General features: G+C 73.7%; 12 protein-coding genes. All 12 read right to left on the bottom strand.

What is annotated here, in order from left to right:
• Window positions 1-297 precede the first annotated feature (297 nt).
• The 12 genes from JJJ15_RS00890 to carB all read right to left on the bottom strand — a co-directional run bounded on the left by JJJ15_RS00890 (window position 298) and on the right by carB (window position 20,874).
• On the bottom strand, window positions 298-1,953 hold the full coding sequence (locus tag JJJ15_RS00890; protein ID WP_200511124.1) for a transcription antitermination factor NusB: 1,656 nt from the start codon (window positions 1,951-1,953) through the stop codon (window positions 298-300).
• On the bottom strand, window positions 1,950-2,912 hold the full coding sequence (fmt, locus tag JJJ15_RS00895; protein ID WP_200511125.1) for a methionyl-tRNA formyltransferase: 963 nt from the start codon (window positions 2,910-2,912) through the stop codon (window positions 1,950-1,952). Before fmt ends, JJJ15_RS00890 begins: the two co-directional genes overlap by 4 nt.
• A 743-nt stretch (window positions 2,913-3,655) precedes the next feature.
• Complete coding sequence (locus JJJ15_RS00900; protein WP_106109124.1) at window positions 3,656-4,294, bottom strand: HAD family phosphatase; 639 nt, start codon at window positions 4,292-4,294, stop codon at window positions 3,656-3,658.
• 447 nt (window positions 4,295-4,741) lie between these two features.
• Window positions 4,742-10,213: an endo-alpha-N-acetylgalactosaminidase family protein gene (locus JJJ15_RS00905; protein ID WP_200511126.1), complete on the bottom strand. Its 5,472-nt coding sequence runs from the start codon at window positions 10,211-10,213 to the stop codon at window positions 4,742-4,744.
• A 121-nt stretch (window positions 10,214-10,334) separates the two neighbouring features.
• Entirely contained in the window at window positions 10,335-12,377 is a 2,043-nt protein-coding gene (locus tag JJJ15_RS00910; protein WP_246742095.1) for a primosomal protein N', read from the bottom strand.
• Window positions 12,378-12,397: 20 nt separating this feature from the next.
• Window positions 12,398-13,597: a methionine adenosyltransferase gene (gene metK / locus JJJ15_RS00915; RefSeq protein WP_200511127.1), complete on the bottom strand. Its 1,200-nt coding sequence runs from the start codon at window positions 13,595-13,597 to the stop codon at window positions 12,398-12,400.
• Window positions 13,598-13,679: 82 nt separating this feature from the next.
• On the bottom strand, window positions 13,680-15,035 hold the full coding sequence (gene coaBC / locus JJJ15_RS00920; RefSeq protein WP_200511128.1) for a bifunctional phosphopantothenoylcysteine decarboxylase/phosphopantothenate--cysteine ligase CoaBC: 1,356 nt from the start codon (window positions 15,033-15,035) through the stop codon (window positions 13,680-13,682).
• Window positions 15,019-15,432, bottom strand: coding sequence for a DNA-directed RNA polymerase subunit omega (gene rpoZ, locus JJJ15_RS00925; RefSeq protein ID WP_246742096.1), 414 nt, complete (start codon window positions 15,430-15,432; stop codon window positions 15,019-15,021). Before rpoZ ends, coaBC begins: the two co-directional genes overlap by 17 nt.
• A 56-nt stretch (window positions 15,433-15,488) precedes the next feature.
• Window positions 15,489-16,061 carry a guanylate kinase gene (gene gmk, locus JJJ15_RS00930; RefSeq protein WP_106109128.1) on the bottom strand — a complete coding sequence of 191 codons (573 nt, stop codon included), beginning with the start codon at window positions 16,059-16,061 and terminating at the stop codon, window positions 15,489-15,491.
• 89 nt (window positions 16,062-16,150) lie between these two features.
• Window positions 16,151-16,462, bottom strand: coding sequence for an integration host factor, actinobacterial type (gene mihF, locus JJJ15_RS00935; RefSeq protein WP_106109129.1), 312 nt, complete (start codon window positions 16,460-16,462; stop codon window positions 16,151-16,153).
• A 186-nt stretch (window positions 16,463-16,648) separates the two neighbouring features.
• The gene (pyrF, locus tag JJJ15_RS00940; protein ID WP_200511129.1) at window positions 16,649-17,536 is read right to left on the bottom strand and encodes an orotidine-5'-phosphate decarboxylase; all 888 of its coding nucleotides are present in this window, start codon (window positions 17,534-17,536) and stop codon (window positions 16,649-16,651) included.
• The gene (gene carB / locus JJJ15_RS00945) at window positions 17,533-20,874 is read right to left on the bottom strand and encodes a carbamoyl-phosphate synthase large subunit (protein WP_106109131.1); all 3,342 of its coding nucleotides are present in this window, start codon (window positions 20,872-20,874) and stop codon (window positions 17,533-17,535) included. The genes pyrF and carB overlap by 4 nt, the downstream gene beginning before the upstream one ends.
• Between the last annotated feature and the right edge of the window lies 1 nt (window position 20,875).

The following is a 20,875-nucleotide window of genomic DNA, read 5'->3' on the forward strand; positions in this document are numbered from 1 at the left end:
AGCGGCCGGTGGGTGGCCGGTGCGGACGGGCGGACGTGGGCCAGCAGGCGGTACCCGGCCAGCGGGCAGCTGGTGGCGACGTGCCTTGACCGGGGACGTACTGGGCGTGCCGTGGTCTACCAGGCGCACCCCGGGGACGTGCCGCCACGCGGGGCCCGGAGGTGGTTCTCACGGGGGACGTACCTTGGTAACCGGGGACGTACCTCTAGGGTACGTCGCCGCCGACTAAGGCACGTCCCCGCTGGCTAGAGGGTACGTCGCTGGCACCAGCCCGCTAGCAGTAGCCGTGGCGGCGGGTCAGTGACGGCGCAGCAGCGCGCAGAACATGGCGTCGGTACCGTCCAGGTGGGGCCAGAGCTGGAGCATCTGCTGCTCCACCCCCGCCGGCGGCACCGGCGACACCCGGGCGGCCACCTCACCGGCGTGGAGGGGACTCGCCTCCACCCCCTTCCTGGCCAGGGCGGCCAAGGTGTCCTTGACCACGAGGCTGGTCTCCAGCAGGTGCGGGGAGCAAGTGGTGTAGGCCACTACTCCCCCGGGGCGTGCGGCGAGCAGGGCGCTGGCCAGGAGGTCGCGCTGGAGGGCGGCGAGCTCGGTGACGTCGCGGGGCTGACGGCGCCACCGGGCCTCCGGGCGCCGTCGCAACGAGCCCAGGCCCGAGCAGGGCACGTCCACGAGCACCCGGTCGTAGGCCCCCGGCTCCTGGCGTCCCGCCTCCCGGCCGTCGGCGCAGCGGACCTCCACGACCCGCTCGGGCAGGGCCCGCACGGCGGCACGCACCAGGTCACAGCGATGGGGGGCGACCTCGTTGGCCACCAGGGTGGCGCCGCGCTGGGCGGCGCGGGCCCCCAGCAGGGCCGCCTTGCCCCCGGGCCCGGCGCACAGGTCCAGCCAGCGCTCGTCACGCCCCTGAAGGGGGGCCTCGGAGAGCACCAGGGCCACGAGCTGGCTGCCCTCGTCCTCCACGCCCGCACGTGAGTCGCGCACCGCGGCGATACGCACCGGGTCCCCCCCTGCCAGGACGACGGCGTAGGGGCTGCGCTCCCCCCGCCGGGGCTCCTGGTGGCTGGCGTCCCAGGCGGCGGAGGCCAGCTCCTCGGGGGTGACCAGGCCCGGACGGGCGCACAGGGCCACCTCGGGCTCGGTGTTGTCGGCCTCCAGGAGGGCCTGGAGCTCGCCGACGTCCCGCCCGTTGCCCAGGAGGGCCTGGCGCATGGCCCTGACCACCCAGGCCGGGTGGGAGTGGGTCCGGGCCAGGGCGCTCACCTCGTCGGGGGCGGCGGAGGCCACCCGCTCCAGCCACGACTCCAGGTCGCCCTGTGCCACCTTCCGCAGGACGGCGTTGACGAAGGTGGCGGCACCCCGGCCGGCGGCGTAGGAGGCCAGGTCCACGGTGGTGCTCACCGCGGCGTGGGTGGGCACGCGCATGCCCAGGAGCTGGTGGACCCCCAGGCGCAGCACGTCCAGGACCAGGGCGTCGACCTGGTCCAGGGGCCGGTTCGAGCACATGGCGATCACGGCGTCGTAGCGGCCCTGGAGGCGCAGCGTGCCGTAGGTCAGGGAGGTGGTGAAGGCGGCGTCACGCCGACCCGCCCGAGCCTGGTCCAGCATGGGAGGCAGGACCAGGTTGGCGTAGGCGTCGTCCTGACGGACCCGCTCCAGGGCCCTGAGGGCCAGGAGCCGGGGGGTGTCGGGCTCACCGGAGCGCCCTGGGGCACGCCCCGACGGCGTACGGCCGCGGTCCCGGCCGTCATACCGGTCCCGGCCGCGGCCTCCATGACCCAGCTGGCTACGACCGTCGCCGCCGGGGCGGTCCCCGTCCCGGCTGCCGCCGTCATAGCGATCCCGGCCCCGGCCGTCGTCCCGGCGTCCTCGCCCCCGCTCCCCGTCGTAGCGGCCCCGGTCCCGGCCGTCATTCCGGTCCCGGCCCTGCCAGCCGTGGCTGCCGGTCATGAGCGCTCCTCCCCGGTGGTGGCGTCATCCTGGCCCAGCCGCTCTCCCGGCCCGGGGCGCGCGCCCCGGGCCCAGGCGTCGGCCGCCATCCAGGAGCGTCCGGCCGGGGCGACCTGCCCCAGGCGCAGGGCGTGCGAGCCGGTCCCCACCAGGACCTCGTGGCGGGAGGGGCGCAGCTCGCCGGGGGCCAGGTCGGTGACCTCGGGGACCAGGGTCAAGGGGCCCAGGCGCAGGCGGACGCCGCGCCAGGTGGTGTGCGCCCCCGGGGAGGGGGTGACGCCCCGGACCCGCCGTTCCAGCGCGAGGGCCGGGTCCTGCCACCGCAGCAGGCCGTCGGCGGTGGTGAGCAGCGGGGCGAGGGTGGCCGCGGCGTCGTCCTGGGGCTCGGGACGCACGCTGCCGTCGGCGACGGCCCCCAGGGTGGTCAGGAGCAGACCCGCACCGGCGGCGGCCAGGCGCTCCAGGAGGTCACCGCTGGTGTCGGTGGGGCGGACCGCCTCGGTCAGGCGCGCGTAGACGGGACCGGTGTCCAGGCCCTCCTCAAGCCTGAACACGCAGGCCCCGGTGACGTCGTCGCCCGCGATAAGGGCCCGCTGGACGGGGGCGGCCCCGCGCCAGGCGGGCAGGAGGGAGAAGTGCAGGTTGAGCCAGCCGTGGACGGGCACCTCCAGCAGGCTGACGGGCACGATCCGCCCGTAGGCCACGACGACGGCGACGTCGGCCTCCAGGGAGCGGATCCAGTCCTGGACCTCCACCTGGCGCAGGGTGGCGGGGGTGCGTACCTCGAGCCCGGCCGGGCGGGCCAGGGCGGCCACGGGTGAGGGGTGGAGGCCCCGGCCCCGGCCCCGGCGCGCGTCGGCCCGGGTCAGGACCCCTACCACCTCGTGCTCCGGGCTGTCCATAAGGGCCGTCAGGGCGGGTAGGGCGACCTCAGGGGTCCCGGCGAAGAGCACACGCATACCCGTCAGTCTACGGGGACCGGCAGGACAGCACGACGTCACCCCCGCCGCGCACCCCTCGCGCCCCTCGCGAGAACGGTACTTATTCGTCGTGAGAACGGTACTTGTTTGTCGTGAGAACGGTACTTGTTCCTCGTGAGAACGGGGGCCGCTCCGGTGGCCCGGCTGTAGACGCCCCCTGTCGCAGGGTCGCCTGCCGTGAGGACGGGGTTGCCCAGAGGGCTCGCCGGGGTCTGTGACGTCTCCGACAGGAATGGGAATCCATGCGATCTTCCGCATGTTATTCCGATTGCTCGCGGGTCGCCTGACGATCTCGGGATCCTGCTTTGACGCAGCCTGGCTTAAGGTCGGACCCACTCCGCCCTACCTTTTGTAGCAATGAATGCCCACGCAGGTCAGGGGCATGACCTCGGCGCGGCCGAGGACGGCCCCGGCGGAGATCGCGCTGCGTCGGGCCCCGATGCGGCCGAGGACGGCCCCGGCCCTGAGCCTCAGACTGCGTCAAAAGCAGGTCTGCGGACCGACAGTTTTGCACGAGTTCTTGCAGATCGCACAGGTTCTTGTGTCGGCTCCCTACCTGACCCTGAGATATCCGCGTGATTCTGTAGGCCCCGAAGGAGCCACCGACAAGAACTCGTGCAGTCCAGAGGTCGCACCACGTGACCGTTCCGCGACCCGCCCGTTCTCACGAGCAACAAGTACCGTTCTCACGAGGAATAAGTACCGTTCTCGCGAGGGGTGGGTCAGGGGCGCGGGAGGAGGCCGCGCTCAATGAGGTCGGCCCGCAGGCGGCCGGCGCCGGTGAAGTGGTGGGTCCGGAGCCCCACCGCCCGGGCGCCCCTGATATTGGCCGGTGAGTCGTCCACGAAGAGGGTGAAGGCGGCTATGAGGCCGTAGCGCTCCAGGAGCCGGCGGAAGATCACCGGTGAGGGCTTGACCTGGCGCTCCTGCCCGGAGACCATCAGGCCGCGAAAGCGCTCCAGCTGGGGCACCATGGCGCGGGCGGCCGGGAAGGTGGGGGCGTCGAAGTTGCTCAGCAGGTACAGGGGGACCCCGGCGGCCAGGAGGTCGTCCACGACGCCCAGGGTCCCGGGCACGGGACCGGTCAGGGAGTCAGGGAAGTTCGCCCGATAGGTGGACAGGATCTCCACCCAGTCGGGACGCCGGGGGTGGGTGGCCGCCAGGTCCGCGAGAATGTCCTCAAACGGCTCACCCAGGTCGCTACGGGCGTTGAGGGCGTCAAAGTCCGCGCCCTGGCAGAACTCGTCCCAGTCGGCCTGGCTCACCCGCCCGGCCACGGCCGCCATGGCCTCCCAGGCCACCAGGACGTTGCCGTAGTCCAGGACGACGGCACTCACCCGTGTATCCGTGGTAGGGCTCATGGGCCTATTGTGCCCGACAACCCCCGGTAACGCACCGGTTCCCGGTGCACCGACCAGCCCCCTGCCACTGAGGTCGCGCGGGCCTCGCCACGCTGGACCTCAGCACACCGGCCTCAGCCGTGCCCGACGCGGCTGCGTGGGCTGCCGCGCAGGCTGGCCCTCAGCGCACCGGCCTGCCACTGTCGGCCCCGCAGGCCGGACCGTCTCAGCTGTCACCACCGGCTGGCTCGACCCGGGGCCCGAGCCCCTGGCCCGGACCGTCCACGAGCAGGTGCGGCCGCTTAGCACGCACCCGGTCCCGCCACGCACCACGAGGGCGCGTGACGGGACCGGGTGGACAAGGGCCTCAGTCCGTGTGGCCCGACGGGCGCCGCCTGCGGGGCAGGGGCGCTCGGGCCGCCAGATGACGACGCCGCCAGGCCTTGCGGGACAGGACCGTGAGGGGCCTCAGGTCTGGGGGACGAGCACGTCCTTACCACCCTGCCTGACCACGTTGAGGGTCGCACCGCGCGGGACCGTGCCGGTGGTCGTCGCCGAGGACTCCACGCTGGTCTGGTAGTAGACGGTGGAGCCACGGCGCAGCGCCACCGTGTCCTTCCCGTCGCCGTCCCAGTCACCGACGTAGATCTCGTCGCTGGCACGCCCGATGGACACCGAGGCCACCGGCGCGGCCAGGGCCGTGTTGTCGTTGTAGAACACCACGCGGGTGCCCACGCGGACGGCCCAGGACCTCACCCCGTCGCCGTCCCAGTCGCCCAGGAACACGGTGCCCTTGGCGGCCGCCTCCACGGTGGCCACGAAGATGGGCTTAGTGGGCTTCTCCGGGTTCGGGCCGGGCGTGGGCCCAGGGGTCGGACCAGGTGTCGGCTCGGGGGACGGCGTGGGCCTGGGCTCCGGGGTCGGCTCAGTGGTGGGCGCCGGCGTCGGGCTGGGTCCGGGCGTCGGCTCGGGCGTCGGGGTGGGCCCGGGCTCCGGGGTGTCACCGCCCGGCCGGGCGGGGGTGGACAGGCCCAGCCGCGCGTTGGCGGTGGCCGAGGTGCAGGCCTGGGGCACCGGGCTGGCCGTGCAGTCCACACCGAGCAGGTCGTTGTCGGCGGCCCGTTCCACCCTGACCAGGCGCAGGTTGTCCACCAGGACCGGGGCGGAGCCGTCACCGGCGGTGACGCTCAGGGTCACCGCGGTGCGGTCCTGGCCCACCGTGAAGCGCACCGGCACCCGCTGGAAGTAGGTGCCGTGCTTCTGGTCGGCCGCCACCCAGTTGGCCGCCGAGGTCGTGGAGATCCGGGTGGTCACGGTCCCGGTGACCGCACCGGCGTCGCTGGCCGTCCTGACCCCCAGGTAGTCCTGGCCCACCAGGCCCGGCGCGGCGGTGTCGGTGACCACGCCGTTGGGGTCGGGCTGCGCGGGCGGATCCGAGGGTGTCGAGGGGTCCGGCGGGGTGGGCGCGGGGGTGGCCGTACCGGTCAGCGGGGCGATCTCGGCGATCGTCAGCAGGCCGTCGGGCTCGGTGGGCTTGGTCTTGTAGGTGGAGGTGACCACGAGCCTGACGAGCTTGGCGCTGGCCGGGGTCGGGAAGACGATCCGCTGCTCGTCCCCGGTGTCCCTCAGGGTGCCGGAGGCCACCAGCTGGTTGACGTTCGCGGCGTCCTGGCCCACGTAGACCTGGTAGTCCCGGACGCGCCCGTTGGACTGGGAGGCCCGGCCGGTGACCGACAGCCCGGAGACGCTGGTGGGCTCCACGGCCGTGGGGTCGTCCCCCTGGTAGAGGGACATGAGGACCTCGGAGGGGTGCGGGGTCGGGTTGACCCAGTCCTTGTCGTAGAAGGTGGCCGGGTTCCCGTCGATCATGTTGCTGACCGGGTTGCTGGCGTAGGCCTCCGGCGCGCTGACCGTCAGGGGGCCCGTGTAGGGGCTCAGCCCGTCACCGGGCGGGGTGGTGCCCCCTGATCCCCCCGAGCCGCCCCCGTCCAGGTTGGCGGTGCCGCAGGCCACCCTGGCATCGGCCCAGTCGGCGTGGTCGTTGCCGTTGCCGTCCCCGCCGTCGCCGACGACCAGGCGGATGGTCCGCATCCCGGTGACGTCGCCGCTGACCTGCTGACCGGCCTGGCCCCCGCGCAGGACCGCGGTCTGGGGAACCACCCGGCTCCAGTTCTCGCCGTCAGCGGTCCCCCACACGGTGAAGGTCACACTGCCGCGCGACGACTGGGTGGAGTCCACCCCGACGACGGCGCTGAAGCTGTGGCACTGGCCGCCCAGGTCGAAGCCGACGTCGGAGAGGGCGTGGGCCCCCAGGCCCTTGCTGTACCTCACCCCGCCGATGGTCAGGGGGGTCCCGTCGCCCTGCCCCTGCTCACCGTTCTCCTGGTCGCGCTCCACCGGGCCCCAGCCGTTGCCGTTGTAGTCCGGGTTAATGGGCAGGTCCGAGAGGTAGTTGACGGCGTCGGCCTTCAGCCCGCCCAGGGGGGTCACCTCGGTGCTGGCGGTGGCCTGACGCTGGGCGCCGTCCAGCTCGTAGGTCACGGTCTCGGTCAGGCGCGCGGCGGTGCCCGCAGCCGAGTGCGGGGCGGTCACGCGCCAGGAGGGCGACAGGGTCTCACCGGGGGCGAGGCTGGCGGCGCTGGTGGAGTCCAGGGGCTCCACGCTCCAGCCCTCGGGGGCGGTGAGGGTGGCCGTCACGTTGGTGACGGTGCCGCTCTCGGCGTTACTGACGGTGGAGCGGACGGTCCCGGCCTGGCCGGTGACCAGGCTGCCCTCCACGCTCAGCTGCGGGGTCATGCAGGAGGGCTGGGTGGGTGCGACCCCCAGGTCCTCGACCCGGAAGTTGTCCAGTGAGAAGTCGACCTGCTCGCCGCCCCCCTGGTTCTTGTACAGGCCCACGAAGTACTCTCCGCAGGCGCCCGCCGTGAGCTCCTCGGTGAAGTGGGTGGGGGTGGTCTGCTGCGGGATGTCGGTGGTGTCCAGGTAGGTGTCCACCGGCTCGGTCGCACCCAGGGTGGTGTACCCGGTCACCCAGCTGTAGGCGCCCGCGTCCGTGCTCTCGTAGTCGAAGGAGACGCGGTAGCGGTGCCCGGCCTGGAGCGGCACGGTCTGGGGGACGGTGCGGTAGACCAGGCCCTGGTTCTCCGAGTGGGCCTTGAGGCTCCAGTGCCCGGCGACCACGTCGTCAGTGACCTTGACCCTCCCGTTGGGCGCCGTCCAGCCCCTCTGGGTGTAGGGGGCGTTGAGCGGGGCCAGGACGGTGCGCGGGTCGGTCGAGCCCCCGGCGTTGCCCTTGACGAAGGGCCCCCAGCCCTCGGTGACGTGCTCGAAGTCCTCGAACACGGTGGTCACCGGGCTGGTGGGGGTGGCGGAGGAGGTGTCGGCCCCGGGCTGGTTGCCGGTGCCCGCCACGCCCTGGCCGCTGACGGAGACGGACACGTCCCGGCTGGCGGTACCGTGTCCGACCTCCGTCCAGGCGCTGGCCTCGTAGGTGCCCTTGTCCAGGGTCACCTGCTGGCCCAGGGAGCCCGCGCCGGCGTCAATGGCGGCCACGGGGTCGCCCTGGGCGTCCTTGGTGGCGCTCACCGCGCCGGTGGTGGTGTAGGCGTCCAGGCCGGCGTTGAAGCCGGGGTCGGACAGGACCGTCCCGGCCCCCCAGCTGGGCTGGGGCGTGGTGGCGGGGGTGGAGGCGGGGTAGAGGACGAAGGCCGTGGAGGCGTACTGCCCGGCCTCGATACCGTCGTAGGCCGAGGCGGGGATGGTCACGGTGCCGTTGGTGACGGGCAGGTCGGCGACCTTGACCCTGCCGGAGTCGGTCAGGCGGTACAGGGCCAGGGAGGTCTGGTCCTTGTAGCTGTTGGTCAGGGTCCAGGTGGACTCCCCGCCCGCGGGGTTGTAGTAGTACAGGCGGGGGCTGCCCTGGGAGCTGCCGTTGTCCGCCCAGGGCAGCAGGTAGGAGGAGCCGGACAGGACCTGGGCGCCGTCGTAGGTGATCGAGCGTGTCGCGGCCATGTCCGCGGCAATGGTGGAGGCGGCGGCGTCACCGTTGGTCAGGTTGGTGTACGACGTCGTACCCGAGGCGACCGCGCCGTTGGCCAGGGTGTAGGTGTAGGTGGTGCCCCTCTCCCCCGGGGTGGAGGACTGGCTCATAATGCGGCTGGCCTGGAGGAACTTCACCGGCAGGTTGTTGCCCCAGACGTTGGCGTAGAAGGCCTTCTGGTCCTGGTGTCCCGTCCACCCCTCGAACTCCACGATCTGGGGGTAGCCCAGGGCCACGTTGGGGTTCCAGTTGTCCTTGTTGGCGTTGTCGATAAAGCGGATGATCTCGGAGTTCAGGCCCTTGAGCTTGGAGCCGCCGTAGCGCTCGTCGTTGGACCAGTGGGACCAGGTGGAGAAGCGCTCGAACTTGTCCGCCCACTCGCTGCCGACCTCCCAGCCCTGCTGGTTGAGGTCGCGGCCCAGGCGGTCGGCCAGCCACCCGGAGCTGTAGTAGACGTCGATGTAGATCCAGCGGAAGCTGGGGTACTGGGCCAGGGGGAACTGGTCACGCAGCTCCTGGAAGCGCTGGGTCACCTTGCCGCTGCCCAGGTCGTCGCGCTGGTTAATGTAGTAGGAGGGGCCCAGCCAGTCCCAGCCCTTGGAGCCGGTGAAGGCCAGGGAGCCGAACTGCTCGGCGTCGGGGTAGGCCTCGGTGGTATTGACGTGGACCCCGTAGATGGCGTTGCAGTCCCGGGTGGTGTCGAAGAGGGTCTTCATGTCCCTCTCCCCGCCAGCGCGCTCGTTAATATTGTTGCCGTAGTCCGGGTGGGCCGAGTCGTGGCCCTCGGAGGCGTATCCCTTGAGCATGACGCGCTGGCCCAGGCCGTCGGTGGCCAGGCAGACGCGCCTGACGTCGTCGGCGGTACGCAGGAAGGGGTGGGTGGCCTGGGAGGCGAAGTTGAAGGGGATGTGGGTGACGACCCACTTGTGGTTGTCCGCGGCACCGTTCACGCTCTCGGCGATGTCCGCGTAGGCGACGGCGCCGTCCTGCCAGTCCACGCTGCCCGAGCGGTTGGCGTCGGAGGTGAACACGAAGGTGGCGTAGGGCCTGGGCTCGTCGCCGACGGCGTCGGTGGCGGCCGTGGAGCGGTAGGTCCACTGCCCGGCCTGGACGGTCAGGGCCCGGCCGGTGCCGTCACCGCCGGTCCCCACCACCTGGCGGGTCCACCGGCTGTTGTTCATGCTGGTGGCCCCGCTGGGCTGGTCGGGGGTCGCGTTGGTCTCCATGCCGACGGCGACCTCGGCGGTGTTGACCAGGAGGTAGGCCGACCCGACGGCGGAGGCGTCCGTGGGGGTGTCGGTGGTCACGGTGCCGTAGGCGTCCTGGACCCCGGCCCGGGGGTTGTCGGCGGTGGCGCCCCGGGCCACGCCCGTGGTGGCGGCGGCGAAGGCGGCGCCGGCGTCGTCGGAGGAGACCGACACCAGGGACTGCCCGGGGATCTCCACCGTGTGGCCCCCGGTGAGGCTGGTGATCCGGAAGGTCAGGGTCGGCCGGATGGCCCCGGTAGTGCCGTCGGCCTGCGAGGTGACGGTGTCCACCGAGATCTCCGCGGTGAGGTCGACTCCTCCGTCCAGGGTGACGTCGTAGCGCACCGCGGTCGGCGTCGTGCGGTAGGCCTTGACGTCGGTGACCTGGTAGGCGGTGTCGTCGACCAGGACGCTGGTGACCGTCGAGACGCGCCCGCCCAGGTGGCTCCCGCCGACCTCGTAGCCGGTGACCTGGGGGAAGTCCGTCGCCAGGGTGGCCGTCAGGCCGGGGACGGACAGGTCGACGGTACCGGTCAGGGCGGTGGCCGGCTCCGCGGCGGCGCCCGCGCCCAGGGGTAGGCCCAGGACGAGGGCTCCCAGGAGCGCCAGTGCTCGCGGGCCTCGACCTCGGACGTGGAGAGATGGTCGTTTCATGGGGGCTCCTTCGCCTTCATGCTCGACAGGGATCGTGTCACGATCGTATCTCTCCCAGCGGAAGATTGTCGAATAGAGACCTGTTAGCTCCGTTTCCGCTCAGAATCAGTCAGTTCTCCGTCTACCACAGCAGGGTCGGGTCGAGCTCGCAGCGTACCGGCTCCTCGCGGTGGACGGAGGCCTCACGCAGGCGCAGGCGCAGCATCCCGGCCAGGTCCCGGCCCCGGGAGCGGGGGGCGCGCAGCAGGGCGCGCAGCTGCTCGCCCCGGGACGGCTCGCCCCCGCCCCCGGGAGCGGGCACCGGCCCCAGGACCTCAAAGCCCTGTGCCGCCCCCGCGGCCAGGAGCCGCTCCACGGAGCGCCGGGGCCCGTCGAGGCGGGCGGCCCTCCACGCCGGGGGCAGGTGCAGCCCGGCGCGCTCGGCCAGCTCACGACGGGCGTAACCGGCCTGGTCCCACCGCAGGAGCGCCTGGGCCGCCCCGGGCTCGGGCCCGCCCAGCAGGATGACCCTCGCCCCGGGACGGGCCAGGGCGACGGCGTTGCTCCACAGGCGCAGGGCCTCGCTGGTCGCACCCAGCTCGGGGCGCGCGGACAGGGTGGCGGCGTCCAGCAGCAGGACCGCGCCGTAGCCGCCGGGGGCCGCCGGCTCCGCCCCCGGCGTGGCCACCACCAGGCGCGGCTCGTCGTCCACGGTCGCCACCACCCCGTGGTCCTCCCGGGCGCCGGAGACCAGCACGGGCACCCCGGGGAAGGCCCGGCCCAGCTCCTCGCCCGTACGGGCGCTGCCCACACCCACCATACGCAGGCCGGTGGCCCCGCAGGCGGGGCAGGACCAGTCCCGGGTGCGCCGGGCGCACCACCGGCAGGTGGTGGTCCCGTCCCGGTCCATCCCCAGGGGCCCGGAGCACAGGGCGCAGCGGGCGGCGGCCCGGCAGGCGGCACAGGCCACCACCGGGACGTAGCCGCCGCGGGGCACCTGGACCAGGACCGGCCCGCCGCGCAGGGCCTCACGCAGGGCGCGGTGGGCCAGGGAGGGGACGCGGGCGGCCCCGGAAGCCCCCTCGGCCTCCAGCTCGGGCCCGGGCACCTGGACCCGGGCCACGGCGCGGCGTACCAGGGCCCGGGGGGCCGCGACCTCGCGCGCCCAGCCCGCCTCCACGTAGGACTGGGCCTCCACGCTGCGGGAGTAGCCGGCCAGGAGCAGGCCGCAGCGCTCAGCGCCCGCGCGCAGGGCCACGACGGTACGCGCGTGGGTGTAGGGGGCCCTGGGCTCGTCCAGGCGGTCGTCGCCGTCGTCCCAGACCACGGCCAGGCCCAGGTCCGCCACCGGTGCGAAGGCGGCCGCGCGCGTCCCCACCACGACGCGCGCACGCCCCAGCAGGATCCGCACGAAGGTGCGGTAGCGTCGGCGCGCCCCGTGCTCGGCGCTGAGGACCGCCACCCCCTCGCGGGGGAGCTCCTGGCCCAGGCGCGCCGCGAGGGCCTCGGCCTGGGCGGTGGTGGGCACCAGGACCAGGACGCCCCGGCCCGAGGCCAGCGTCGTACGGGCCGCCTGGGCCAGCAGCTCCTCCCAGGGATCCACCTGGGGCCCGCCGGGCAGCACGCAGGCCACGGCGCGCGGGGCGCCCCCGGCGGCCAGGGCGGCCAGGAAGCCGGGGCCGCCGTCGTAGGCCCGCCAGCCCGTGGGGCTGGGGGCGGGCAGGCCCCAGTCAGGTAGCGCGGGAGGGTCGGCGGCGCGCTCGGTGGCCTCGGCGTCGGCGTGGCGGGCGGGGACGGCCAGGCGCACGACGTCGGCCCGGGTCCCGGCGGCACGCTCGGCCACCGCCTCCACCAGGGTCCGGGTGGCCCGGGTCAGGACCGGCAGGTCGGAGACCACCCGCCGCAGGGGGGCGAGCCTGCCCGCGTGGGTGGTGGTGTCCCCCCGCTCCCACACCCAGCCGTGGATCTCCTGGCCCCCCAGGCGCACCACCACGCGGGTGCCGACCTGGGCGGCGGCGTCCAGGCCGGTGGGGACCAGGTAGTCGAAGGTGCGGTCCAGGTGGGGCACCGGGGAGTCCAGCAGGACGCGGGCCACCGGGTGGGACACCCCGGCCAGGGCCACGGGGCGGCGGGCGGGCGCGGGGGCCGCCAGGAGCACGCCCTGCTGCGCGACCTCGCTGCTCACCGGGGCACCACCACGGGGTCTCAGACGGCGTCGGCCAGGGCCCGGGCCCGGTCCGTGGCCTCCCAGGTGAAGCCGGGGCGGCCGAAGTGCCCGTAGGCGCTGGTGGACCGGTAGACGGGGCGCAGCAGGTCCAGGTCACGGACGATGGCCGCCGGACGCAGGTCGAAGACCTCCTCGATGGCCGCCTGGATGCGCTCCACCGGCACCGTGTGCGTCCCGAAGGTCTCTACGTACAGGCCCACCGGGCGGGAGGAGCCAATGGCGTAGGCCACCTGGACCTCGCAGCGCCGGGCCAGGCCGGCGGCGACGACGTTCTTGGCCACCCAGCGCATGGCGTAGGCCCCCGAGCGGTCCACCTTGGAGGGGTCCTTGCCGGAGAACGCCCCCCCGCCGTGGCGGGCCATGCCCCCGTAGGTGTCCACAATGATCTTGCGCCCGGTCAGGCCCGCGTCCCCGGCCGGCCCGCCGATGACGAACTGGCCCGAGGGGTTGACCAGGACGTCCCCCTCGTCCCAGGCCAGCTCCGTGCCCGCACGGGCCTGGGCCTCCAGGACGGGGCGGATGACCTCCCGGGTGAGGGCCGCGCGCAGCCAGTCCTGGGAGCGGTCGGGGTCGTGCTGGGTGGAGACCACCACCGTGGCCAGGCTCACGGGCCGGTCCCCGTCGTAGCCGACGGTCACCTGGGTCTTGCCGTCAGGACGCAGGCCGGGCACGACGCCGCGCCTGCGGACCTGGGCCAGGCGCTCGGCCAGGCGGTGGGCCAGGTGGATGGGCAGGGGCATGAGCTCGGGGGTGTCGGTGCAGGCGTAGCCGAACATGAGCCCCTGGTCCCCGGCCCCCTGACGGTCCAGCGGGTCGGCGGTGCCGCCCTCGCGCACCTGGAGGGCCTTGTCCACGCCCGCGGCAATGTCCGGGGACTGCTGGCCGATGGACACCGACACCCCGCAGCTGCGACCGTCGAAGCACACGTCCGAGGAGTCGTACCCGATGCGCACGATCTCGCTGCGGACAATGTCGGGGATCTCCACGTAGGCCTCGGTGGTCACCTCCCCGGCCACGTGCACCAGCCCGGTGGTCACCAGGGTCTCCACGGCGACGTGGGCCTGGGGGTCCTGCGTGAGGATGGCATCGAGGATGGCGTCCGAGACACGGTCACAGACCTTGTCTGGGTGCCCCTCGGTGACGGACTCAGAGGTAAAAAGGCGCAGGCTGGAGTTCACGCACGCAGTCTAGCCGGGGGCACCGCCGCCGGTAAGACCCCGGGCGCGAGGGGCCGGGAGGAGGACGGGGCGCGGGCCCCTTTTAGGAGCGCCCGGGCAGGTAGCGGGCCAGGAGGCCGACCAGCGCCTGCGCCACCTGCTGCTTGCTGCCCCGGGCGCGGGCGACCTCGTGGCCCTGGGCGTCCAGGACCACGACGGCGTTGGGGACGTCCCCGAAGCCGAGGTTCTCCCCCACCGCGTTGACCGCCAGCAGGTGGGCCCCCTTGCGCCGGGCCTTGGCCGCCCCGTGGGCCAGGACGTCGCCGTCCTCGTCACCGGTCTCGGCGGCGAAGCCCATGACGACCAGCCCCGCCCGGGGCGGGTCCTGCACGAGCCCTGCCAGGACGTCGGGGTTCTCCACCAGGGTGATCACCGGCGGGGGCTCCTCGGCCGGGCGCTCCCCGCCGCCCTCCGGGACGTCGCCGCGGGGCAGGGTGTGCTTCTTGATCTTGGTCGCCTGGGCCCGGGCGGGCCGGTAGTCGGCCACGGCGGCGGCCATGACCACGGCGTCGGCCTGCGCGGCGGCCTGGCGGACCGCCGCCTCCATCTCCACGGCGGTACCCACCTGCCGGACGCCGACCTGCGCGGGCAGGTCGGCCAGGACATCCTGGCCCACGTAGGCGGCCACCAGGGTGACCCGGGCCCCTGCGCGGGCGGCGGCGGCGGCCAGGGCCACCCCCTGGCGCCCGCTGGAGCGGTTGCCCAGGAAGCGCACCGGGTCCAGGGGCTCGCGCGTGCCTCCCGCGGAGACGACGACGTGGCGCCCCCGGAGGTCCTCTCCCCCCTCGGCACCGGCGTCACTCCCGGCCGGCCCCCCGAGGAGGTCGAGGGCCTGGGCCACGACGTCCTCGGGCTCGGGCAGGCGCCCCACGCCGGAGTCGGCGCCGGTCAGGGGCCCGCTGGCGGGGTCAATGACCCGCAGGCCGCGACGGCGCAGGGTGGCGACGTTGTCCACGGTGGCCGGGTTGAGCCACATCTGGGTGTGCATGGCCGGGGCCAGGACCACCGGGGCGGTCGTGGTCAGGACGGTGGCGGTGAGCAGGTCGTCGGCCCGCCCCGCCGCCAGGCGGGCCAGGAGGTCGGCGCTGGCCGGGGCGACCAGGACCAGCTCGGCCCACTGGCCGACCGCCACGTGCTCCACGGCCTGGGGGTCGTCGAAGAGGCCGGTGGACACCGGGTGGGCGCTCACGGCCGCCAGGGCGGGGGCCCCGATGAACCTCAGGGCCGCCGCGGTGGGGACGACCCTGACCTCGTGGCCGGCCCGGCGCAGCAGGCGCACCAAGGCCGGGGCCTTGTAGGCCGCGATCGAGCCGGACACGCCCAGGACCACGTGCCGCCCCCGTCCCTGGCCGGCACCCGCCTCCGGGCCCCGGGAGCGCGGCTCAGAACCGGACGTCATCGGGGTTGACGGTCTCCCCGTCCACGCCCCCGTCCAGGGAGCCGCCGGAGTCCATGGAGATCGTGATCTCGGGGAACGCGTCGTCCTCCTCGGCGGCCCTGCGCGCGGCCTCCAGCTCGGCGCGACGGGCCCGGGCGGCGTCCCCGGTAATGACCTGGAGCTTGTCCGCGGCGATCTCCCGCAGGGCGACGCTCAGGGGCTTGTCCTCGATGTCGGCGTCCACGAGGGGGCCGTAGAAGTCGAACTGGTTGTCGTTGAGCTGCTGGGTGTAGGAGTTGATCTGCCGTGCGCGCTTGGCGGCCTCCACCACGAGCCCGTACTTGGAGTCGACCTTCTCCAGGAGGTCGTCAATGGGTGGGTTGGTAATACCCTCGGGCTGGGGAGAGGTACCGAGCATGTGCGTTCCTTCCGGGTGTGGGCCGAGCGTGTCGGCAGACGCTGCGTCGGGACAGTCTAGTCCGCCAGGCCCAGGATACGCTCCAGCTCGTCGGTGGCACGCGACACGGTGTCATTGACCACCACCTGGTCGAACTCCCCCTCAGCGGCCAGCTCGGTGCGCGCGGTGGCCAGGCGGCGCCCCTGCTCCTGCGGGGACTCGGTGCCCCGCCCGACCAGGCGGGAGACCAGCTCCTCCCAGCTGGGAGGGGCGATGAAGACCAGCCGGGCACCGGGCATGCGGCGGCGTACCTGCCGCGCCCCGTCCAGGTCGATCTCCAGCAGGGCGGGCCGGCCGGCGTCCAGGCGCTGCTGGACCGGGCGGCGCGGCGTGCCGTAGCGGTGGGCGCCGTGGACCACGGCCCACTCCAGCATCTGCCCGTCCGCGACCAGGCGGTCGAACTCCTCCTCGGAGACGAAGTGGTAGTCGACGCCGTCAACCTCACCGGGGCGGGGGGCGCGGGTGGTGGCCGAGACCGAGACGAACAGATCCGGGTGCCGACGCCGCAGCTCGGCCACGAGGGTGCCCTTGCCCACCGCGGTGGGGCCGGCGATGACGGTGAGACGGGACGGGGAGGGGACGTCGCTCATGGGACCATCATGGCCCAGCTACCGGGCCCGCGAGCGCGGCCGTGCCGGGGGCTGGGACGCCCCCGGCACGGCAGGATCGGCTGCGGCTCCTAGCCGAAGCGGCGGACGAGCTCGGCACGCTGGTGGGCGCCTAAGCCGCGCACACGCCGGGACTCGGAGATCCCGACCTCCTCCATAATGGTACGGGCCGTGGTGGCGCCCACACGTGGCAGGGACTGGAGGAGGGCGAGGGCCTTCATCTTGCCCAGGACCTCCTCCTGGTCGGCCTGCTCCAGGAAGGCGGAGAGCCTCATTGAGCCCCCCTTGAGCGCCGCTTTCACCTCCGCCCTGCGTGCGCGTGCCGCGGCCGCCTTGGCTAAGGCGTCGGTCCGTTGCTCAGGTGTCAATGTGGGTAATGCCATGACCTGCTCCTTCTCATTGGGTACGGTGGCCCGATACGATGTTAGGTTACGGCCATGTGAGGGGCACCGCATCTCGAGGGCGTGTTTTCGGGACAGGTGGTGAGGCGCTCCACCCGGTGCGCCGAGGACGCCGGGGCTAAGGGCGCCGGGCCGGCGTGTCGGGGGCGCCGGGCCGCGCGGCCCGGCTCAGGGCCGCAGGACGGCGCCCACCCGGGCGGCCTGCCGGGTGGCCTCGGCGCGTATGGCCCCCGGGTGGGGGCCGGCGCTCAGCACGGCGCGGGATGTCGAGGCCAGGACGTGGCGGCGGGCCGCCCCGAAGACGGCCTCCAGCTCGGCGGCGCCGGCCCCCTGGGCGCCCACGCCCGGGGCCAGCAGCGGCCCGCCCACGGCGGCCAGGTCGATCCCCAGGCGCGTGACGGCGTCGCCCACGGTGGCGCCGACCACCAGTCCCACGCTGCCCAGTGTCCCGGCGGCTACCGCGGCGGCGTTGGCCCGGGCCACCCCGGTGGCCACGGCCGCGGCCACCGCCTGCCCGGAGGCGTCGCGGGCGTGCTGGACGCCGGCACCCTCGGGGTTGGAGGTCAGGGCCAGGACGAAGGCGCCCCGGCCGGTGCGCTCCGCCGCCTCCAGGGCGGGGGCCAGGGAGCCCAGGCCCAGGTAGGGCGAGAGGGTGACGGCGTCGGCCGCCAGGGGGGCGTCGTCGGCCAGGTAGGCCTGGGCGTAGCCGGTCATGGTGGAGCCGATGTCCCCGCGCTTGACGTCCAGGACGCACAGGGTGCCGGTCTGGCGCGCGGCGGTCAGGACCTCCTCCAGGACCGCTATGCCGGCGGCCCCGTGGCGCTCGAAGAAGGCGGACTGGGGCTTGAGCGCGGCCACGTGCCCGCCCACCGCCTCGATGGTGCGCAGGGCGAAGTCCCGCAGGCCGGCGGGCGTGTCCGGCAGGCCCCAGTCGGCCAGGAGGGAGGGGTGGGGGTCGATGCCCACGCACAGGGGCCCGTGGGCGTCCATGGCGGCCTCCAGGCGGGCCCCGAAGGGGCGTGGGGGCCGCCCCGGCACGGGCGTGTGGTGTGTCATAGCCATTCCTCCTGCTGGTGTCCTGCGCGTCGGGCCGCGCGGGCGGCGTCGTGCTCCTGGAGGCTGCGGACGGTGTTCCAGTACTCGCTGGGCCGCAGGCGTACCTCAATGGCCTGGACGGCGGCCTGGAGCTCCTGGACGGTGGTGATAATCGGCTTGTCGGCACCGGTGGTGGCGGCGCGGATGGAGTAGCCGTCCGAGCGCGGTCCCTGCCCCTTGGGTGTGTTGACCACCATGTCCACGGCCCCGGACTCGATGAGTCCCACGATCGTCTGCTCCCCGTGGGGGCCCACGCCCTCGCTGAGCTTGCGCACCACGGTGGCGGGGATGCCGTTGCGTCGCAGCACCTGGGCGGTGCCGGTGGTGGCCAGGACGGTGAACCCCAGCTCGGCCAGGCGGGCCACCGGCAGGATGACCGCCCGCTTGTCCCGGTCGGCCACGGAGACGAAGACCGTGCCCTCACTGGGCAGGCCGCCGTAGGCCCCTGACTGGGACTTGGCGAAGGCCCGGGGGAAGTCCACGTCGTAGCCCATGACCTCGCCGGTGGAGCGCATCTCCGGGCCCAGGAGGGTGTCGACCACCCGGCCGTCGGGGGTGCGGAAGCGCTTGAAGGGCAGCACCGCCTCCTTGACCGCGATGGGGTCGAGGGGGTCGGAGGCGGCGGCGTCGTCGGCGGGCAGGAGGCCGTCTGCCCTCAGTGAGGCGATCGAGGAGCCGGCCATGAGCAGGGCGGCGGCCTTGGCCAGCTGGACCCCGGTGGCCTTGGAGACGAAGGGCACCGTGCGGCTGGCCCGGGGGTTGGCCTCGATGACGTAGAGGGTGTCGCTCATGAGGGCGAACTGGATGTTGATCAGCCCGCGTACCCCCACCCCGGCGGCAATGGCCTGCGTGGAGCGGCGGATCCGGGCGATCTCGGTGTCCGACAGGCTCATGGGGGGCAGGACGCAGGCGGAGTCCCCGGAGTGGATGCCGGCCTCCTCAATGTGCTCCATGACCCCGCCCAGGAACAGCTCGGTGCCGTCGTAGAGGGCGTCGACGTCGATCTCGACGGCGTCGTCCAGGAAGCGGTCAATGAGCAGCGGGCCGGTGCCGTAGGCGCCCCCGGGCTCGGCGGCGGCGCGGTGCAGGTAGTCCGTCAGGCCCGTCACGTCGTAGACGATCTCCATGCCGCGCCCGCCCAGCACGTAGCTGGGGCGTACCAGGACCGGGAAGCCGATGGAGCGGGCCACCGCCAGGGTCTGCTCGTCGCTGCGGGCGGTGCCGTGGGCGGGGGCGGGCAGGCCGGCGCGCTCCAGGACCACGCCGAAGAGCTGGCGGTCCTCCGCGGCGTCGATGGCCTGCGGGCTGGTGCCCAGGACGGGTACGCCCGCGGCCTGGAGGCGTGCGGCCAGGGACAGGGGGGTCTGCCCGCCGAGCTGGACCACCATGCCGGCCACGGGTCCCGCGGCCAGCTCGGCCTCGTAGACCTCCATGACGTCCTCGAAGGTCAGCGGCTCGAAGTAGAGCCGGTCGGAGACGTCGTAGTCGGTGGAGACGGTCTCGGGGTTGCAGTTGACCATGACGGTCTCGTAGCGGTGCGCCAGGGCCATGGTGGCGTGGACGCAGGAGTAGTCGAACTCGATGCCCTGGCCGATGCGGTTGGGGCCGGACCCCAGGATAATGACGGCCTCCCGCTCGCGCGGGGCGACCTCGGTCTCGGTGTCGTAGCTGGAGTAGTGGTAGGGGGTGCGGGCGGCGAACTCCGCCGCGCAGGTGTCCACGGTCTTGTAGACCGGGCGCAGGCCGAAGGCGTGGCGGACCTCACGGACCGTGTCCTCCCCTATGCCCCGCAGCTCGGCGACCTGGGCGTCGGAGAAGCCGTGCCGCTTGGCCCGGGCCAGCACCTGGGGGGTCAGGGCGGGGGCGGCGGCGACGTCCTCGGCGACCTCCTGGAGCAGGAGCATCTGGTCCAGGAACCAGGGGTCGATGCCGGTGGCCCGGGCCAGCTCGGCCACACCGGCCCCCCCGCGCAGGGCCCGCTGGACCTCCAGGAGGCGGTGCTCGGTGGGCGTGGCCGCGCGCCTGACCAGGTCGGCGGTCTCCTGGGGTGTGGGGGCGGGGCCGGACCAGGAGAGGACGGAGCCCTTCTTGTCAATGGAGCGCATGGCCTTCTGGAGGGCCTCGGTGAAGGAGCGGCCGATGGCCATGGCCTCGCCCACGGACTTCATGGTGGTGGTCAGGGTGGGGTCGGCCCCGCGGAACTTCTCGAAGGCGAAGCGGGGGACCTTGACCACCACGTAGTCCAGGGTGGGCTCGAAGGAGGCCGGGGTGGAGCCGGTGATGTCGTTGGGGATCTCGTCCAGGGTGTAGCCCACGGCCAGGCGGGCGGCGATCTTGGCGATGGGGAAGCCGGTGGCCTTGGAGGCCAGGGCCGAGGAGCGCGAGACCCGGGGGTTCATCTCGATGACCACGACGCGGCCGCTGGCCGGGTCCACGGCGAACTGGATGTTGCAGCCGCCGGTGTCCACCCCGACCTCGCGTATGACGGCGATGCCGATGTCGCGCAGGCGCTGGAGCTCCCGGTCGGTCAGGGTCAGGGCGGGGGCCACGGTGACGGAGTCCCCGGTGTGCACGCCCACGGGGTCCACGTTCTCTATGGAGCACACCACCACCACGTTGTCGGCGGTGTCGCGCATGAGCTCCAGCTCGTACTCCTTCCAGCCCAGGATGGACTCCTCCAGGAGCACCTCGGTGGTGCGCGAGTCGGCCAGGCCCTGGCCGGCGATGCGCTCCAGGTCGGCCTCGTTGTAGGCGATGCCGCTGCCCAGGCCCCCCATGGTGAAGGAGGGGCGCACCACCACCGGGTAGCCGCCCAGCTCCCTCACCCCCTGGCGGCACTGCTCCATGGTGCGGGCGATGACGGACCGGGCCACCTGGGCCCCGCAGCGCTCGACGACGGCCTTGAACTCCTCCCGGTCCTCCCCGGCGTTAATGGCCGCCGCCGAGGCTCCAATGAGCTCCACGCCGTAGCGCTCCAGGACCCCGGACTCGGCCAGGGCCACGGCCGTGTTGAGGGCGGTCTGCCCGCCCAGGGTGGGCAGCAGGGCGTCGGGGCGCTCCTTGGCGATAATGGCGGTGACGGTCTGGGGGGTGATGGGCTCCACGTAGGTGGCGTCGGCCACGTCGGGGTCGGTCATAATGGTGGCCGGGTTGGAGTTGACCAGGATCACCCGGATGCCCTCGGCCCGCAGGACGCGGCAGGCCTGGGTGCCGGAGTAGTCGAACTCGCAGGCCTGGCCGATGACAATGGGCCCGGAGCCGATGACCAGGACCGAGGAGATGTCGGGGCGGCGGGGCATG

It is taken from the genome of Actinomyces sp. HMT897, from assembly GCF_016626125.1.
Taxonomy (GTDB): domain Bacteria; phylum Actinomycetota; class Actinomycetes; order Actinomycetales; family Actinomycetaceae; genus Actinomyces.

Coding starts and splice junctions, on each gene's coding strand:
- JJJ15_RS00890 (WP_200511124.1), bottom strand. CDS start 1,953: ATGACCGGCAGCCACGGCTGGCAGGGCCGGGACCGGAATGACGGCCGG.
- fmt (WP_200511125.1), bottom strand. CDS start 2,912: ATGCGTGTGCTCTTCGCCGGGACCCCTGAGGTCGCCCTACCCGCCCTG.
- JJJ15_RS00900 (WP_106109124.1), bottom strand. CDS start 4,294: ATGAGCCCTACCACGGATACACGGGTGAGTGCCGTCGTCCTGGACTAC.
- JJJ15_RS00905 (WP_200511126.1), bottom strand. CDS start 10,213: ATGAAACGACCATCTCTCCACGTCCGAGGTCGAGGCCCGCGAGCACTG.
- coaBC (WP_200511128.1), bottom strand. CDS start 15,035: ATGACGTCCGGTTCTGAGCCGCGCTCCCGGGGCCCGGAGGCGGGTGCC.
- rpoZ (WP_246742096.1), bottom strand. CDS start 15,432: ATGCTCGGTACCTCTCCCCAGCCCGAGGGTATTACCAACCCACCCATT.
- gmk (WP_106109128.1), bottom strand. CDS start 16,061: ATGAGCGACGTCCCCTCCCCGTCCCGTCTCACCGTCATCGCCGGCCCC.
- mihF (WP_106109129.1), bottom strand. CDS start 16,462: ATGGCATTACCCACATTGACACCTGAGCAACGGACCGACGCCTTAGCC.
- pyrF (WP_200511129.1), bottom strand. CDS start 17,536: ATGACACACCACACGCCCGTGCCGGGGCGGCCCCCACGCCCCTTCGGG.
- carB (WP_106109131.1), bottom strand. CDS start 20,874: ATGCCCCGCCGCCCCGACATCTCCTCGGTCCTGGTCATCGGCTCCGGG.